Source organism: Sodalis sp. RH22, from assembly GCF_047324165.1.
In the GTDB taxonomy this organism is placed as follows: domain Bacteria; phylum Pseudomonadota; class Gammaproteobacteria; order Enterobacterales; family Enterobacteriaceae; genus Acerihabitans.
Genome location: NZ_CP178731.1, coordinates 3187174 through 3203281 on the forward strand (window position 1 = coordinate 3187174; position 16108 = coordinate 3203281).

Consider the following 16108-nt stretch of genomic DNA (forward strand, 5'->3'; position numbering starts at 1 on the left):
TTGCACCAGGCGGGAGGCGCTAGGCTTTATTCGCCTCGTTTAGGCGCTTGCGACGATTCTCGCCCTGGCGCTCCAGCATCCAGCCGGGATATTCCGCCGGCAGGGCGCTGATCTTATCCAGCCGGGCCAGTTCATCCGGCGACAGGGTGATGGCGGTGGCGGCGATATTGTCTTCCAACTGCTCGATTTTTTTCGCCCCGATGATAACGCTGGTCACCACCGGCTGATGCAGCAGCCAGGCCAGGGCGATCTGCGCCACCGACACCCCTTTGGCATCGCCGATTTCGCGCATGACGTCAATACAGTCATACGCGCGTTCCTTATCAACCGGCGGAAAATCAAAGGTGGTGCGGCGGCTGCCTTCCACCCCGGCGGTATGGCGGTCGTATTTGCCGCTTAGCAAGCCGCCGGCCAAGGGGCTCCAGGTCAGCAGGCCGACCTTCTCGCTTTGCAGCAACGGCACCAGTTCCCGTTCCAGGTCCCGGCCGGCGATAGTGTAGTAGGCCTGCAGCGATTCAAACCTCGCCAATCCCAGGCGCGCGGAGATGCCCAGCGCCTTCATGATCTGCCACGCGCTCCAGTTGGAGACGCCGATATAACGCACATGCCCGTGCTGCACCAGATTATCCAGGGCATACAGCGTTTCCTCGATTGGCGTGGCAGGGTCGAAGCCGTGCACCTGGTAGAGATCGATATGATCAAGCTGCAGGCGCTTCAGGCTGGCCTTCACGCCCTCCATAATATGAAAGCGCGACAGTCCCGAGGAATTCACGCCCTGGGTGCCGCTGGCGCCGAAGACCTTGGTGGCCACCACCACGTCTTCCCGCGCCACCTTCAGGTTTTTCAGGGCCTGGCCGGTAATGGTTTCCGACCGGCCTTCCGAATAGACGTTGGCGGTATCGATAAAATTGATGCCGGCGTCCAGGGAGCGGCCGATAAGCCGTTCGGCGTCCGCCTGCTGCAGGTTGCCGATCTGTCCCCACATGCCGCCCTCGCCGCCAAAGGTCATGGTGCCCAGGCAGAGCTCGGAAACAAATAAACCGGTATTGCCGAATGTGCTGTAACGCATAATTCCTCCGAAAAAAAATCTCCCCGCCGTGGCCCGCCGCAACATGGACATCCGTGTTTAAATTAAACAAATGCGACGCGCATCAGCGGCAGGCACGGCAGGGAGGGAACTGAGAGGGGATGGATAACAGAACGCGGGGCCGGTGGTAGCGCGCCTACGCTTTGCCGATCCTGAGTATAGACCAGATTAATTTATACCGGATCACGCCGGTAAGCATGGCGGTTTAAGTAACTTTTTGTGTTTTCGTCAGGGGCGGTGCCGGCAGTGTGACGTCGATCCCTCTATTTTCCTTATTAATGACTATTCTGAAAATACTTTATATTCAATAGAATATATTTACCAGCATATAATTGGCATCGGATTTTTTAGGAAAATATCAATGAAAAGAACACTCCCCGGTTATGCCCTTGGCCTGCTGGCGCTGCAATGTGCCATGTCTTCCGCCCCCCTGCGGGCAGCCGAAAACAACGCCCGGATCCCCGCGGGTTATACCCTGGAGCAAGTGGTGGCGCTCAGCCGCCACGGTATCCGCGCGCCGCTGGTGAATTATGGCGACGCGCTGGCGGAAGCGACGCCGCAAAAATGGCCGGTATGGCAAACCGACGGCGGACTGCTCACCCCCAAGGGCGGCGAAGTGGAACAACATGTCGGCCGCTATTTCCGGCAATGGCTGGCGCAAACCGGCCTGCTTCCCAGGGAGGGTTGCCCCGCGGACCAGCAGGTGTTTATCTATGCCAACAGCCTGCCGCGCACCATTGATACCGCAAAAGCATTTATCGCCGGCGCCTTTCCCACCTGCGGCATTGACGTTACCCATCAGGCCGCCGTCGGCACCATGGATCCGACGTTTAATCCGATCATCACCGCCGAGGTGACCGATAGCTTTAAGCAAAACGCGCTGGAATCGGTTAACCGGCACGCGGGGGACGGCGGCATCGACGGCCTGAACCAGCGGCTGCAGCCGAACTACCGCCTGCTGGAAACCGTATTGGATTATCGGCAAAGCACGGTCTGCCTGCGGGACCATACCTGTGATCTTGCCGCACAACCGTCGTCGGTGACGCTGACCACCGGCAGGGAACCGGGCATCAACGGCCCGCTGCGCACCGCCACCGGCGCCACCGATGCGTTTATGCTGCAATATTATGAAGGCTTTCCGCTTAAGGATGTCGCCTGGGGCAAAGTGACCACCGATAAGCAATGGCGGCAGTTGGAGACAATTAAAAACCTGTACCACGAAACGCTGTTCGGCTCGCCGGCCATCGCCGCCAATGCGGCCAAGCCCCTGCTGGGCTTTATCGCCGGCGCCTTGGATGTCCAGCCGGCGGCGGATGCCAATCAACAGGCCGCTCAGCGGGCGAAGCTGACGGTGCTGGCAGGTCATGATTCCAATATCGCCTCGCTCCTGGCGGCGCTGCGCACCGGCGATTATCAACTGCCGGGCCAGTTTGAACGCACCCCCATCAGCGGCGCCGTGGTATTTCAGCGCTGGCACGACGCTCGACACAATCGTGATCTGATGAAAATCGAATATGTGTATCCCACCGCCAGGCAAATTCGCAATACGCGTGCGCTGTCGCTTTCCGCGCCGCCGCAACGTGTCACTCTACATATTGCGGGATGTCCGGTGGATGCCCGCGGGTTCTGCCCGATGGCGCAGTTCAAACAGGCGGTACTCAAGGATTTACAGGGCTGACGCCGCAGGCGCGGCGGGAGGCAGTCACCCCGCGCCGCCCGGTGGCGCGGCGCCGGGATCGGTTTTAAGGGGGTAAGCATCATGGAAAACGCCAGACGCAAATCAACCGCGCCGCTGCTCTATGTTATCCGCAATCAACGCCTCACGCCCCCGCCGCATTTGCTGGCCGGCGAGCGGGTGATCCTGTTTGACGGCGAATGCGTGTTATGCCAGCGGCTGGTGCGTTTTCTGATCCGCGCCGACCGGCGCAAAAAAATCCATCTGGCCACGGTGCAATCGCCAGCCGGCCAGGATCTTCTGCGCTGGGCCGGTTTGCCCACCGATAATTTCAGCACCATCGCCTATATCGCCAACGGCGAGGTATCGACCCGCTCGACGGCCTTTTTCGCCGCCCTGGCCCAGCTTGGCTGGCCATGGCGCGCACTGCTGATCCTGCGTTTTTTCCCGCAGGTGATCAAAGACGGCATCTATAACGCCGTCGCCCGCAATCGCTATCGCTGGTTCGGCAAGCTGCCCGCCGGCACCCCGCCCCCCGATGACGGCCAGGGTCGTCGCTACCTGGATCACGGCAGGGGCTGAGGTGTTGCGCTTTACCCGTTGCCATGGCTGAACCCGGGCGCCGTAATGTCATAACAGGTTACCGGCATTAACATCCGCGCGCACTATTTATGAAGGATACCTTTGTAGTTTACCTGTATATCTGCTATTCATTCCGTTATGAAAACCCAATTGCTACCCAACGATGCCGATGCCGCGCGTACCTTGACCCTGGTCAGGGATTTTCGTGTCCTGATCGGCCAGCTGAAACGCCGGCTGCGCGAGGAAACGCGGCCGGGCGGACTGACGCCGGCGCAAACTGCCGTTATTATCCGCCTGGAGCGCGAGGGCCCCATGACCGTCACCGGCCTTGCCCGGTGCGAGGGCATGCGCCCGCAATCCATGGGCGCCACCGTGGCCGCCCTGCAAACGGCCGGACTGGTCGGCGCCACGGCGGACCCGGCCGACGGACGGCAGACCTTGCTCTCATTGACCGACGCCTGCCGGCAGTGGGTTGCCGACAATCGGGCGGCCCGGGAGGACTGGTTGTTCCAGGCCGTGCGGTCCAAATTCTCGCCGCAGGAACAGCGGGAACTGGCCAACGCGGTAGCATTGCTTCAACGCCTTGTCGACGACCCGCGCCCATGACCGGCCCAGGCGGTACGGCCACGGGGATGTTCCGTTCATTACGCAATGTCAATTACCGGATATGGGCCGGCGGCGCGCTGGTGTCCAATATCGGTACCTGGATGCAGCGCACCGCACAGGACTGGCTGGTGCTGACGCAACTTACCCATAATAACGCCACCGCCGTCGGGGTGGTGATGGCGCTGCAGTTTGGCCCGCAGATCCTGCTGCTGCCCCTGACGGGATTCGCCGCCGATTATGTCGACCGGCGAAAACTCCTGATCGCCACCCAGGCGTCCATGGGCATCTTGGCTCTGGCACTGGGTCTCCTGACGGTGACCGGGTTGGTGCAGTTATGGCACGTCTATGTATTTGCGTTCTTACTGGGCTGCGCCACGGCGTTCGACGCGCCGGCGCGCCAGACATTTGTCGCCGAGCTGGTGGCGCAAGCCGACCTGCCGAATGCGGTAGCGTTGAACTCCACCTCGTTCAACACGGCGCGCATGGTCGGCCCGGCCCTTGCCGGGATACTGATTGCCGTGGTGGGATCGGGCTGGCTGTTTCTTATCAATGCCGCCTCCTTTATCGCCGTGCTGGGCTCGCTGCATGCCCTGCGTCACGGTGAACTGTATGCGCGCGACCGGACGATGCGCGCGCCGGGAAGCTTCGCCGGGGGATTTCGTTATGTCTGGGCCCGGCCGGAACTCAAGACCATCCTGCTGATGATCTTTTTAATGGGTACCTTCGGGCTGAATTTCCCTATTTTTATCGCCACCATGTCGGTCAGCGTATTTCATACCGGCGCCAGCCAGTACGGATTGTTAACCTCGACGATGGCATTTGGCTCGGTTATCGGCGCGCTACTCGCCGCCCGGCGCGCCACCACCGGCATCTCACTGCTGTTCACCCATACCCTCATCTTTGGTCTCGGCCTGGCGCTTGCCGCCGTTATGCCCAATTATCTGCTGTTCAGCGTCATGCTGGTGTTTATCGGCGTGACGGCGCAAACGTTAACCACCTCGGCAATCAGCCTGATGCAACTGACCACCGAACCCGCCATGCGCGGGCGCGTTATGGCCATTTTCCTGGCCATCGCCCTGGGCGGCACCCCCATCGGCGCCCCGGCGGTGGGCTGGGTGGCCGACAGGTTCGGCCCGCGCTGGGCAATGGGCATCGGCGCCGCCGCGGGACTGGCCGCCGCGCTGGTCGGCATGTACTACTTGGTTAAATATCGTCACCTGCGCGTGCGTGTCGAACAGCGGCGCCTGCGCTTTATCCTCGACGACGATCCCCTGGCCGCGCCGCGTTAACCCGGCCAACGCGTTTAGCGTACCTCGCCATAACCCACCGGCGTCCAACGGTATCCCTGTTGCCCGTTTTCGCTGACATAACCGATGCCGGGAAAGGTGATATGGGCGCCGGCAATCAGTGTTCTCTGATGCGCCATCAGTTTTAACAGGCCGGCACGGGTTTTCACCGCCTGGGCGCCGTCGGCGTCAAACCCCACCGCCAGCTGCGGATGGGCGAACTGCAGGGCGGAGTAGTGCACGATGTCGCCCCAGAAAAAAATACGCTGCCCGCTTTGTTCCAGGACAAAACCGCTGTGTCCCGGCGTATGGCCGGGCAAGGCAATGGGCTGCAGGCCGGGGAGCAGGTCTTTGCCGGCGGTAAAGGTTTTCAGTTTGCCTGCGTCTTTCAGCGGCGTCAGGATATCCCGCGCGCGCTGGAAACCCGCCTGCTGCGCCTGCGGCGCCTTGGCGGCCCGGCTTGCCGACAGCCAGTAGTCCACCTCCGGCTTAGCCGCCCAGACGGTGGCGTTCGGATAGGCCGGCCTGCCGTCGGCGGTCACCAGCCCGCCGATATGATCGCCATGCATATGGGTTAATAAAATAGTGTCCACTTGCTCCGGTGCGTATCCAGATGCCTTCAGATTGGCCATTACCTGACCGAAACCCGGGCCCAGCAGTTTGCCGCCGCCGCTGTCGATCAGGATCAGGTGTTCGCCGGTATTGATCAGAAAGCTGTTAACCGATCCGTTAACCACCTTGGGCGCGTCGCCGTCCACTTGCGCGACATAACGTTGCAATTCTTCAGGCGTGGCGTTTTTAAACAGGGTCAGGGGAAAGGTGGAGCTGCCGTCATACAGGGCGGTGACTTCCGCATTGCCGACCATAATCCGATAGTAGCCCGGGGCCTGGCTTTTGATCTGCGGCGTGGCGGCAGCCCACGCAAACGGCATCATTGCCGCGGCGCAGAGCAGGATAGCGGCGCGGGTAACGGCTTTAATCATCATGATAAGTCCTCCGGCGATGGGTTCAGGTAGTGAGAAGCCTTCCTACCTTACCTGCAATCGCTCACTTTTACATCAATATCATGACTAATCAATGCCCTATCCCTATGCCGGCGTGGCTTAGCGTGGGCCGACATCCCTAGGGAATACCGGCTTGCCATGCTGCCCAACGGCGCGCCTGCCGGGTGTACGGGCAACTATAGCCGGAAGGCCGCCCCGGTAAAGCGCCATGCGCGTGTTGCCTTCGCTACTGCGCCCGCTGTTGATGACTGGAGATAAACTGCCGGAAACGTTCGGACGGGTGGTGATTAAATAATTCCTCCGGCGTGCCCTGCGCCTCGATAGCGCCCTGATGCATAAACACCACTCGATTGGAAACGCCGCGGGCGAAACCCATTTCATGAGTGACCACCAGCATGGTGCGGCCCTCCTCCGCCAGCGCCCGCATGACCTTGAGCACCTCGCCCACAAGTTCTGGATCGAGCGCGGAAGTCGGCTCATCGAACAACATCACTTCCGGATCCATGGCCAGCGCGCGCGCAATGGCGACCCGCTGCTGCTGGCCGCCGGACATCTGGGACGGATAATAATTGCGGCGATCATATAACCCCACTTTCGCCAGCAGCTGTTCGCCCCGTTCGATACAGAGCTTGCGCGTTCGTTTCAGCACATGCTGTGGACCTTCGATCACATTTTGCAGCGCGGTCATATGGGGCCAAAGATTAAAATTCTGGAACACCATGCCGAGCCGGGCGCGGATCTTATCAATCTGGCGCCGATCGGCGGGCTGTTGATGCCCGCGCCGGTGTCGCTTCATGACGATGGTCTCGCCGCCAATGGCCACGGTGCCTTCATCCGGCGTTTCCAGCAAATTGATGCAGCGCAGAAAAGTGCTTTTGCCGGAGCCGCTGGCGCCCAATAGGGAAATCACCTCGCCCTGGCGCGCATCCAGCGATATGCCTTTTAATACTTCCTGGTCGCCAAAGGATTTGCGAATGCCGATCATCGACAGGGTTATGGGGGAAGGCATACGGCGGCTCCATCAGAAAATAACGCGAAGGTGGGACTTGTATAGACAAGAGCAAGCAATTACAGGGCCAATAATGAGCACAAAAAACACTCATGGTAACCGTATGATTAATCATGTTATTCGTGGATTTTTTCCAGGATGGCAAACGTACGCGGCGGCCATACTTCCGCTTTTGGTGCAAGAGAGGGGAGGAATGCACTACGGTGAGGCCCGGTCATAACGCATTGCGGCTCAGCGTGGCCCAAATGCCGCTGATCGGCCGCGCATCATGGCCCGGACGTTGAAAAAGGGCGGAGCTGCCCGCTCCGCCCTATGCGCTGCCGGTGCAAGCAACGCGGTTCCGTCAGCTCATCTGGCGGTCGTCGACATACTTACGCTTATCGGGAGGCGGCGGAAAATACTGGTACAGCCAGGTTTCGCTCAGCACATTGCCGCGCGTGCGCAGGAACATGCGCAGCTCCACCGGGTCAATCGAATCGCTGTCCGGCGTCCAGTCGAACAGGATACGATACCCGTCCATCGGTTCGACAAACAGGATTTCGATATTATCGATCTTGCCGCGCGTGGGGGTAATCACCGGTTCTATCCCCTGGGACGCTGCGGCCTTGATGTCGCCGCCGACAAAATCGATGGCGAAGCGGCGCGCCCAGGTGGCGGGATAGTGCTCGCCCGGCGCCCAGCCTTCAGGGAATCCGCCCATGCCGGTACGGGTGGCCTTAACCCGCGCCAGGGGACTGCTGACCGGCGGTTCGCCGCTCCAGTACAGACGATAGCTGAAGCTGAGCTCTTGCCCGGCCTGGATAGGCTCGGCGGGTTGCCAAAAGCAGACGATATTGTCCAGGGTTTCGCCGGTGGTCGGGATCTCCAGCAGGTTGACCGACCCTTTGCCCCAGTCGCCCACCGGCTCTACCCACAGGCTGGGCCGCTTATTATACCAACCGATCACATCCTGGTAATTGTCAAAATCATGATCGAGCTGCAGCAGGCCGAACCCCTTGGGATTTTCATCAAGGTACTCGTTAAACTGCAGTCGCTGGGGATTATTCAGCGGGCGGCAGATCCATTCGCCGTTGCCGCGCCACATCGCCAGGCGATCGGAATCGTGGATTTGCGGATGGATGGTATCGCAGGTGCGCCGTTCGTTGGTGCCGCAGCTGAACATACTGGTTATCGGCGTCACGCCGAGCTGCTTGATGGCCGTGCGGGCATGGATATGTTTCTCGATATCCATTACCACCCGTTCGGCCTCGCAATGGATGACAAAACGATAGGCGCCGGTGGCGCTGGGGCTGTCGAGCAGCGCGTACAACGTAAAGGTGGTATCGGCGGGCTGCGGTTTATCGAACCAGAAAGCGACAAAATCAGGAAATTCTTCCCGTTGATCGGTAAAGGTGTCGATGGCCAGCCCGCGCGCCGACAGGCCGTACTGATAGGTATCGTCCACCGCGCGGAAATAGCTGGCGCCAAGGAAGGAAACCACGTCGCGTCGGGTCAGCTCCGGCGCCTTATTGACTTTAAAACCGGCAAAACCCAGGTTATCGCGCCCCTGGAGCTGAGCGGTGTCCACCCCGGCGTTATGGTAGTTAAACAGCTCGGGCCGAAAATGGATCTCCTTGGCAAGATGGGCCTGCGGATCAACGGAATACATCCGCACCCGGCGCTTGAATCCCATGCCGACATGAAACAGATGCACATCCAGCTGACGGCCGGGGACGTCATGCCATAGCGAATGGTTGGCATCGTACTGGATATCGTTATAAGCCTGGGGAGTCAGTTCGGCCAGGGTCTTCGGCAGTTCTGCCGGAGGACCGCCAAAGGCCTGCCCCGCCAGATTGGCGGCCATGGTCTTCAGCGTGGAAAAATCAAACGCGGTTGCGCTGCCGTCGGCGACGGTGTCGGCGGCCTGCGCCGAGCGCACGAATAATGATGCCATGGCGGGCACGCCGCAATAGGCGGCCAGGGCCAATGAAGCTTTGATAAATGATCTTCGTTCCATGCCGGAAAAGGTTCCTATGACTGGCAGTATAGTGACCGCGCGGAGCCGTGCGCCGACAGGCGTCGCGGCGGGCTTCGGGCACTCGGCTCCTCCCGGGTTCGACTTTTTCGACAGCGGGCGGGATAAAAAATTCCACGGAAAAAAATTACAGCGCCAATGAGTTTACGGGAAATACGTCGCGGATGCGCGGGTTGGGCAAAAATATCTCTCTGCTTTGGGGTTAACGTAGCCATGAAGATAAATGAGACTTGGATCACTTTTTAAACCCCGTCGGCAATGTTAATAAAATGTTTTTGATTGCATAGGTTATTAATTATGTCTTCACCTGACTCCCACGCCGGGATTCACCAGGCCGGCATCATGACCGTCTTTCGCGTCACCAGCGGCAACTTCCTGGAAATGTACGATTTTATGGTCTTCGGCTATTACGCCAGCGCCATCGCCGCGGCGTTTTTCCCGAATAATAATCCGTTCGCCTCGTTAATGATGACCCTGATGACCTTCGGCGCCGGGTTCCTGATGCGCCCGCTGGGCGCCCTGGTGCTTGGGGCCTATATCGACCGCCACGGCCGCCGCAAGGGGCTGTTGCTTACCCTGGCGCTGATGGCGTTCGGCACCCTGACCATCGCCTGCGTGCCCGGCTACGCCACCCTGGGCGTGGCGGCGCCGGCGCTGGTGCTGCTGGGACGCCTGCTGCAAGGGTTTTCCGCCGGCGTGGAGCTGGGCGGCGTATCGGTTTACCTGGCCGAGATCGCCCCGCCGGGCAAGAAGGGCTTTTATGTCAGTTGGCAATCCGCCAGCCAGCAGGTGGCGGTTATCTTTGCCGCCCTGCTCGGCGTGGCGCTGCATCATCTGTTTGGCGAGGCCGTCATGGCGGCCTGGGGCTGGCGGGTACCGTTTTTTATCGGTTGCCTGATTGTGCCGGTGCTGTTCTGGATCCGGCGCATGCTGGAGGAAACCAATGCATTCAAACAGCGCCCCCACCATCCCCATACCGCCGATATCATGCGCTCAATGGCGGAAAACTGGCGGCTGGTGCTGGTGGGCATGTTTATGGTGACCACCACCACCGTGGCGTTTTATATGATCACCGCCTTTACGCCCACCTATGGCAAAAGCGTGCTGCATTTCAGCGAGCAGCAAAGTTTTATCGTCACGATGTGCGTCGGCGTTTCCAATTTGTTCTGGCTGCCGGTCATGGGCGCCATGTCGGATAAAATCGGCCGGCGGCCGCTGTTGCTGGCCTGTAGCGCCCTGATGTTGCTGACCGCTTATCCAGTGCTGCACTGGCTGGTGGTCGCCCCGGCGTTCGGCCGGCTGATGATGGCCCAGTTGTGGCTGTCTTTTCTCTACGCCAGCTATAACGCCGCCATGGTGGTCACGCTTGCCGAAGTCATGCCGGCCGACGTGCGCGCCACCGGTTTCTCCATGGCCTACAGCCTGGCGACGGCCATTTTCGGCGGTTTTACGCCGGCGGTTTCCAGCTATCTCATCCATGCCAGCGGCGATAAGGCCATGCCGGGGGCCTGGCTGTCGCTGGCAGCGCTGCTGGGCCTTATCGCGGCGCTGTTGTTGCCGAGGATGCGTCGCTACGGCGCGGTGTTCCGACGTGCACGGGCCATGCCGGCGGGCGTGGGACAAAATGACTAGCCGGGGCCAAAATGCGGCGGTACCCTGTTTTGCTTATGGCGTCGATAAGAGAAAGCGGCTACCCGGCGCGGAATTTCTGCATTATGCTGAACGCCTGATGTATTTGATTGACAGGCCGATAACGTGTCCATTACCCCCTTAAGCATCACCGACGCCACCGACGCGGATATGACCGCCATCCAGGCGATATACGCCTGGCATGTCCTGCACGGCATCGCCTCTTTCGAGACCGAACCACCCTGCCTGGCGGACATGGCGGCGCGGCGCGCCGGCGTGTTGGCGAAGGGATTGCCCTGGCTGGCGGCAAGGCTCGACGGTCGGGTGGTCGGCTACTGTTACCTGGGATTATATCGTCCGCGCCATGCCTACCGTTTTACCGTGGAGGACTCGGTCTATATTCATCCGGAAATGGGCGGCCAGGGAATAGGTTATGCCCTGCTGGCCGAGGCCATCGAGCGGGCGCAGCGGGGCGGCTGGCGCCAGATGCTGGCGGTTATCGGCGACAGCGGCAATATTGGTTCCATTCGTCTGCACGAAAAACTGGGATTCCGGCTTATCGGCACCCTGGCCGCCGTTGGGTTTAAGCATGGCCGCTGGGTCGACACGCTGCTGATGCAGCGGCCGCTGGGTGAAGGACAGGATACCTTGCCCGGGCCGGCCGCATAGCGGCCATGCCATAACGGATCCCCCGCCGCCGGGCGCCAGGCCCGTCATTGCCGACGCCGCGGTTTTAACGGGCTACTGGGCCGTGGTGTCCAGTATGCCCGGCGCCGACGGCGGCGAATTCTCGAAAATCATTTTCTGCGGCGTAGACAGCACGATGCCGGCGGCGCGCATGCGTTTAAGCATTTCAAATAACAGATCGCTTTTAGTGCCCGCCACGATACGCGGACTGCTGACGAACCCGGTTACGCTTAGCGTAATACCGCTGGGGCCAAGCTGGCTGAAGGTCACCGAGGGCGCGGGCGTATCCTGGATGGACTCATGATCGCGGTAGGTCTCAAGCAACAGATTACGCACCTGCTCCGGGTCGATATCCAACGGGAACGTCAGGGCGATGGTCGCCACCCCCTGGGCGTTACCCATGGTGGCGTTGCGCACGTTCTGGGAAATAAACTGTGAATTGGGCACGATAACGGTAGACCTGTCGCCCAGCTGGATTTCGGTGGCGCGCACGTTAATACGCCGGATATCCCCCTCGACGCCGCTGATGGTGATCAAATCGCCCACTTTTACCGGGCGCTCAATCAGCAGGATAATGCCGGAAATAAAATTCTTCACGATTTCCTGCAAACCGAAACCGATGCCCACCGACAGGGCGCTGACGATCCAGGCCAGGTTGTTCCACTGGATGCCCAGCGTCGACAGGGTCAGCAGGGCGATCAGCACATACCCGATATTGCTGAACAAGATCACCAGCGAAGCGCGCATGCCGGGCTCCATCATGGTCTGCGGCAGGAAATCCTTATCCAGCCATCGCCTGGCCGAGCGCAGCACATAGATGCCGATGGCCAGGAAAATCAACGCGTTCATCACATGCGCCGGGACGATATTCAGCTTCTCCAGCCCCTTGCCGCCCCACATATCGATGGCCTTGTTCAGCAACGCCAGCGGGGTGGTGGAACCAAAGGTGCCGTTAAGCAACGCCACCGCGGCAAACAGGATCAGCACCGTTTTACCGATGGCCGACAACAGCGTGGAGGCCTGGGCCAGGTGGCGGTCGTCAAGGCCGAGGGAGTGTTTAATACGCTGGCCGACCAGGGTGGCAGGGGAAAACAGGCTATCGGACAGATCCACCACCAGGTGGATCAGCAGATAAAGGCAGGACAGGATAATGCCCACCCACACCAGCTCATATGTCAGGAACCGCGCCAGGGCGATATAGCCGATCAGCAGGGAAACAAGGATGGCGATGGCGGTGACGGTAATGCACAAGTGAATCAGCCCGGCCAGCGTCCTGCGCGCTTCCGGCTCCCCGCCTTCGGCCAGAAGCTTGCGCCGGGTACGGTTGGTGCGCAGCGGCGCGTAGCCTGCGGTCAGCGCCACCAGCAGCGCCGAAATGCCGTTGCCGAAAATCGTGGTGGCGACGCTGGTGCCGACCAGGTTATTCATCTGCTCCACCGCGCCGAACACCAGAATAAACGACGCCAGCATCGGCGGCAGCGAACGCATCGCCATGGCCACCGGATCGGCGATGGCCATCAGCCGCCACGAGGGGCGCTTGATGGAGAGCAATCCGCGGCCGAGCCCGGCAATCAACGCCGAAAACAGGGTGAGCTTAAAGATTTCGATGATAAAATCCGTCACCAGCTGCGAGACATCGGGATGGCGGAGAAACAGCAGCAAAATCAGCTGCGCCCCCAGCCCGACGCTGAATACGGTCACCAACGCCGTGGCGCAGGCCAGGAAACTGCGCCGCAGGCGCCCTTCCGGCAGGATATTGATACAGAACCACGCCGTCAGCTTGTCCAATAACCGACTGGCCAACGCCCAGACGGCCAGCGCCATGATCAGCAGCGCGGCCGAGCCAAAGCGCCACTCGGGCTCCCAGGCCGCAAGCCAGGCCTCTTTTAACTGTTCTCCGAAATTGTCCAGACGCCGCTTGTCTTCCGGCGCGGTATTGAACAACGGCGACCAGAAGCTACCCGACAGGATGCTGCCCGAGTTCAGCGCCATCTGCGTGCGCAGCGCATTGCGGCGGATATCGACGATTTGCACTGATAAATTGGTGGCGCCGGTACTGATAGCCTTGGCATGTTCGAGCTGTCCGTCGATAAGCGTTTTGCTTTTATTCAGAGCATTGCGTTGCTGGGCGACCACGCTGGTCTCGGGCATCGCCCCCTCGGCGGGCGGCGGCCCCAGGATATCGAGCTGAGCCTGGACCTGGGCCCGATCCGGCTGGATGGCGGCCACCAGCGCGTCGGCGTCGGCGGCTAATTGCAGCGTCTCATCGTTCAGCGCGCTCAGCTGATTGTCATTGGTGGCGGCTGAGACGCGTTGCTTGATGCTGTCCAACTGCTTTTGCAGTTTGGGCAATTCCACGCTGGCCACCAGTTTCGGCGCGGCGGGGGCGGCGCCGGCCGGTGCGGGATCGGCGGCAAAGACAACATCGATGGGGGAAAAACCCGCCGCGATGATAAACACCATCAGGACGCAACGGTGCAAACATGTCCGAAAGAAAAAGTTATACATAGAGTAAATGATTCCGAAAATCAACGATGCCGTGGCCGCTACGCCGGTTGTTGTGCATGCGACGCTCACAGATAACTGCCGGTACTGATTATTATCTGCCGTCGTCCGCCGCTAGGCCGATAACGGTTTAATATTGTATGGCATTTTATTTGCCCACTAATATTACACTGAATACCATCAAGCGTGTTGCCGTCAGCGGAGGAAACTTGCACGATGGCTGCCGGTGACGGGGGCGTTGCCGACGGTATCGTAGGGCAAATCACGGATAAACGCGTTAAGACTTCTCTTGAACACGCCGGCGCCGGCAGGTGATAAGAATGCGTTAACGGCAAGGCGCGCGAAGGAAGGGATCGGCCGCCTATTCGTTTACCGCCGGATGAAATGCCGACTACGCTTAAGGAACCTGAACGTTAACCACCGCACGAGAAGTCGTTCACACGCCCGATGGCGTGCGCCTCTTCTGCGCAGTCACCGGCGGCTGTCCCCGAGCGTTAGAGCGCCAAGGCCACGGCCGCCTGATGGATGCCGATATTAGTACTTTATGACTAAACAAACGGAACTGAAAAAAATCAAACGGGTGGCTCTGCTGTTATTGGCCGTGGCCGCGGGCATATTTGTCGCGACGCTGTTTATACCGCCCGGCTTTTGGCGCGATGGAATCAAGGCCGTCGCCGAGGCGGCAATGGTCGGCGCCATGGCCGATTGGTTTGCCGTCGTAGCGCTGTTCAGGCGGGTGCCGATCCCGTTCATCGCCGCCCACACCGCCATTATTCCGCGCAATAAAAACAAAATTGCCGATAACCTGGCGCTGTTCGTCCGGGAAAAATTCCTCAATACGTCGTCCCTTGCCGGCCTTATCAGGAAACACGATCCGGCGCAGACCATTGCCGGCTGGCTGACCGACCCCGCCAACGCCGATCGTCTGGGCGGCCAAATCCTGCAGCTGATGCGCGGCTTTCTCGACTTTACCGATGACCGGCGCATCCAGGGTTTTATCCGCCGCGCCCTGGACGCTGTGATTGATAAAATCGACCTGTCCGTTTCCGTCGGCGCCATCCTGGACAGCCTGACCAAAGACGGCCGGCATCAGGATTTGCTGGACGCGGGGCTGCGCCAGCTGGTTAAACTGCTGAACAAATCTTCCACCCGCACGCTTATCGCCGATCAGATTATCCAATGGCTTAAACGTGAGCATCCGCTGAAAGAAAAGGTTTTGCCGACGGAATGGCTTGGCGAACACAGCGCCACGGCGGTGGCCAACGCGGTGAACGCCTGGCTGGATGAAATTGGCCGCGATCGCGGCCATGAGCTGCGCGGGCGGTTCGATCGGCTGGCGCAAAAATTGATCGAGCGGCTAAAACACGACCCCGCTACTGCCCGCCGGGCGGAGGAAATCAAACATTACTTGAAAAACGATGAGGTGTTGAATACCTATATCAGCGGCCTGTGGGGTGATGTGCGCGGCTGGCTGAAAGACGATCTGGATCGGCCGGACTCGGTATTGCATGGCAAGGTGACCGACGCCGGCCTCTGGATGGGCCGGACGCTGGCGGAGGATGCCAACCTGCGCGCTTCGTTAAACCAGCATCTGGAACAGGCGGCCCTGCGCATGGCGCCCGACTTCTCGGCCTTCCTGACCCAGCATATCAGCGATACGGTAAAAAGCTGGGACGCGCGCGATATGTCGCGGCAAATAGAACTGAACATCGGCAAGGATCTGCAGTTTATTCGCATCAACGGCACGCTGGTGGGGGGATTTATCGGCCTGGTGTTGTACCTGCTGTCGCAATTACCGGCTGTGCCGGCCATGCTGCGCCTATGGTTGCAATAACAATAAACAACGGCATTTTTTTGCGTTCGTTAGCAAGCGCTTTTTTATCACAAATACATTAACGAAAAATCCACTGTCCTTTCTTAATTAACATGCTCCAATATGCCTTATATAGCACGCCATAATATTATGGCGCCCCGCTTACTTTTCCCGTCGGCAAGCTGCACAGATGCCTATAAATCACTGGAGA

The 16108-nt window shown here is 59.9% G+C and carries 12 protein-coding genes; 7 read left to right on the forward strand and 5 right to left on the reverse strand.

What is annotated here, in order from left to right; all coding sequences use genetic code 11:
* Nucleotides 1–19: 19 nt before the first annotated feature.
* Complete coding sequence (locus ACL2XN_RS14575; RefSeq protein ID WP_413728943.1) at nucleotides 20–1069, reverse strand: aldo/keto reductase; 1050 nt, start codon at nucleotides 1067–1069, stop codon at nucleotides 20–22.
* A gap of 379 nt (nucleotides 1070–1448) precedes the next feature.
* On the opposite strand from ACL2XN_RS14575, the gene agp reads away from it, so the two are divergent.
* The 4 genes from agp to ACL2XN_RS14595 all read left to right on the forward strand — a co-directional run bounded on the left by agp (nucleotide 1449) and on the right by ACL2XN_RS14595 (nucleotide 5239).
* Complete coding sequence (gene agp / locus ACL2XN_RS14580) at nucleotides 1449–2765, forward strand: bifunctional glucose-1-phosphatase/inositol phosphatase (RefSeq protein WP_413722016.1); 1317 nt, start codon at nucleotides 1449–1451, stop codon at nucleotides 2763–2765.
* A gap of 81 nt (nucleotides 2766–2846) precedes the next feature.
* Nucleotides 2847–3344, forward strand: a complete 498-nt coding sequence (locus tag ACL2XN_RS14585; RefSeq protein ID WP_413722015.1) for a thiol-disulfide oxidoreductase DCC family protein — start codon at nucleotides 2847–2849, stop codon at nucleotides 3342–3344.
* A gap of 138 nt (nucleotides 3345–3482) precedes the next feature.
* Nucleotides 3483–3950: a MarR family winged helix-turn-helix transcriptional regulator gene (locus tag ACL2XN_RS14590; RefSeq protein WP_410012312.1), complete on the forward strand. Its 468-nt coding sequence runs from the start codon at nucleotides 3483–3485 to the stop codon at nucleotides 3948–3950.
* Nucleotides 3951–3976: 26 nt separating this feature from the next.
* The gene (locus tag ACL2XN_RS14595; protein ID WP_410012313.1) at nucleotides 3977–5239 is read left to right on the forward strand and encodes an MFS transporter; all 1263 of its coding nucleotides are present in this window, start codon (nucleotides 3977–3979) and stop codon (nucleotides 5237–5239) included.
* 14 nt (nucleotides 5240–5253) lie between these two features.
* Here the strand turns inward: ACL2XN_RS14595 and ACL2XN_RS14600 are convergent, their stop codons facing one another.
* The 3 genes from ACL2XN_RS14600 to ACL2XN_RS14610 all read right to left on the reverse strand — a co-directional run bounded on the left by ACL2XN_RS14600 (nucleotide 5254) and on the right by ACL2XN_RS14610 (nucleotide 9245).
* Nucleotides 5254–6222 carry an MBL fold metallo-hydrolase gene (locus ACL2XN_RS14600; RefSeq protein ID WP_413722013.1) on the reverse strand — a complete coding sequence of 323 codons (969 nt, stop codon included), beginning with the start codon at nucleotides 6220–6222 and terminating at the stop codon, nucleotides 5254–5256.
* A 244-nt stretch (nucleotides 6223–6466) separates the two neighbouring features.
* On the reverse strand, nucleotides 6467–7249 hold the full coding sequence (locus ACL2XN_RS14605; protein WP_410012315.1) for an ABC transporter ATP-binding protein: 783 nt from the start codon (nucleotides 7247–7249) through the stop codon (nucleotides 6467–6469).
* Nucleotides 7250–7592: 343 nt separating this feature from the next.
* Entirely contained in the window at nucleotides 7593–9245 is a 1653-nt protein-coding gene (locus ACL2XN_RS14610) for a glucan biosynthesis protein D (RefSeq protein ID WP_413722012.1), read from the reverse strand.
* 315 nt (nucleotides 9246–9560) lie between these two features.
* On the opposite strand from ACL2XN_RS14610, the gene ACL2XN_RS14615 reads away from it, so the two are divergent.
* Entirely contained in the window at nucleotides 9561–10895 is a 1335-nt protein-coding gene (locus tag ACL2XN_RS14615) for an MFS transporter (RefSeq protein ID WP_413727248.1), read from the forward strand.
* A gap of 123 nt (nucleotides 10896–11018) precedes the next feature.
* Nucleotides 11019–11561: an N-acetyltransferase family protein gene (locus tag ACL2XN_RS14620; protein WP_410012318.1), complete on the forward strand. Its 543-nt coding sequence runs from the start codon at nucleotides 11019–11021 to the stop codon at nucleotides 11559–11561.
* A gap of 72 nt (nucleotides 11562–11633) precedes the next feature.
* Here ACL2XN_RS14620 and ACL2XN_RS14625 read toward each other — a convergent pair whose 3' ends face one another.
* On the reverse strand, nucleotides 11634–14087 hold the full coding sequence (locus ACL2XN_RS14625; RefSeq protein ID WP_413728944.1) for a DUF3772 domain-containing protein: 2454 nt from the start codon (nucleotides 14085–14087) through the stop codon (nucleotides 11634–11636).
* A 541-nt stretch (nucleotides 14088–14628) separates the two neighbouring features.
* Here ACL2XN_RS14625 and ACL2XN_RS14630 point away from each other — a divergent pair.
* The gene (locus tag ACL2XN_RS14630; protein WP_410012320.1) at nucleotides 14629–15918 is read left to right on the forward strand and encodes a DUF445 domain-containing protein; all 1290 of its coding nucleotides are present in this window, start codon (nucleotides 14629–14631) and stop codon (nucleotides 15916–15918) included.
* The last annotated feature ends 190 nt before the right edge of the window (nucleotides 15919–16108 follow it).

Excerpts from the sequence above, each read along its gene's own strand:
- ACL2XN_RS14575 (WP_413728943.1), bottom strand. The coding sequence starts at position 1,069 with ATGCGTTACAGCACATTCGGCAATACCGGTTTATTTGTTTCCGAGCTC.
- agp (WP_413722016.1), top strand. The coding sequence starts at position 1,449 with ATGAAAAGAACACTCCCCGGTTATGCCCTTGGCCTGCTGGCGCTGCAA.
- ACL2XN_RS14585 (WP_413722015.1), top strand. The coding sequence starts at position 2,847 with ATGGAAAACGCCAGACGCAAATCAACCGCGCCGCTGCTCTATGTTATC.
- ACL2XN_RS14590 (WP_410012312.1), top strand. The coding sequence starts at position 3,483 with ATGAAAACCCAATTGCTACCCAACGATGCCGATGCCGCGCGTACCTTG.
- ACL2XN_RS14595 (WP_410012313.1), top strand. The coding sequence starts at position 3,977 with ATGTTCCGTTCATTACGCAATGTCAATTACCGGATATGGGCCGGCGGC.
- ACL2XN_RS14600 (WP_413722013.1), bottom strand. The coding sequence starts at position 6,222 with ATGATGATTAAAGCCGTTACCCGCGCCGCTATCCTGCTCTGCGCCGCG.
- ACL2XN_RS14605 (WP_410012315.1), bottom strand. The coding sequence starts at position 7,249 with ATGCCTTCCCCCATAACCCTGTCGATGATCGGCATTCGCAAATCCTTT.
- ACL2XN_RS14610 (WP_413722012.1), bottom strand. The coding sequence starts at position 9,245 with ATGGAACGAAGATCATTTATCAAAGCTTCATTGGCCCTGGCCGCCTAT.
- ACL2XN_RS14615 (WP_413727248.1), top strand. The coding sequence starts at position 9,561 with ATGTCTTCACCTGACTCCCACGCCGGGATTCACCAGGCCGGCATCATG.
- ACL2XN_RS14625 (WP_413728944.1), bottom strand. The coding sequence starts at position 14,087 with ATGTATAACTTTTTCTTTCGGACATGTTTGCACCGTTGCGTCCTGATG.
- ACL2XN_RS14630 (WP_410012320.1), top strand. The coding sequence starts at position 14,629 with ATGACTAAACAAACGGAACTGAAAAAAATCAAACGGGTGGCTCTGCTG.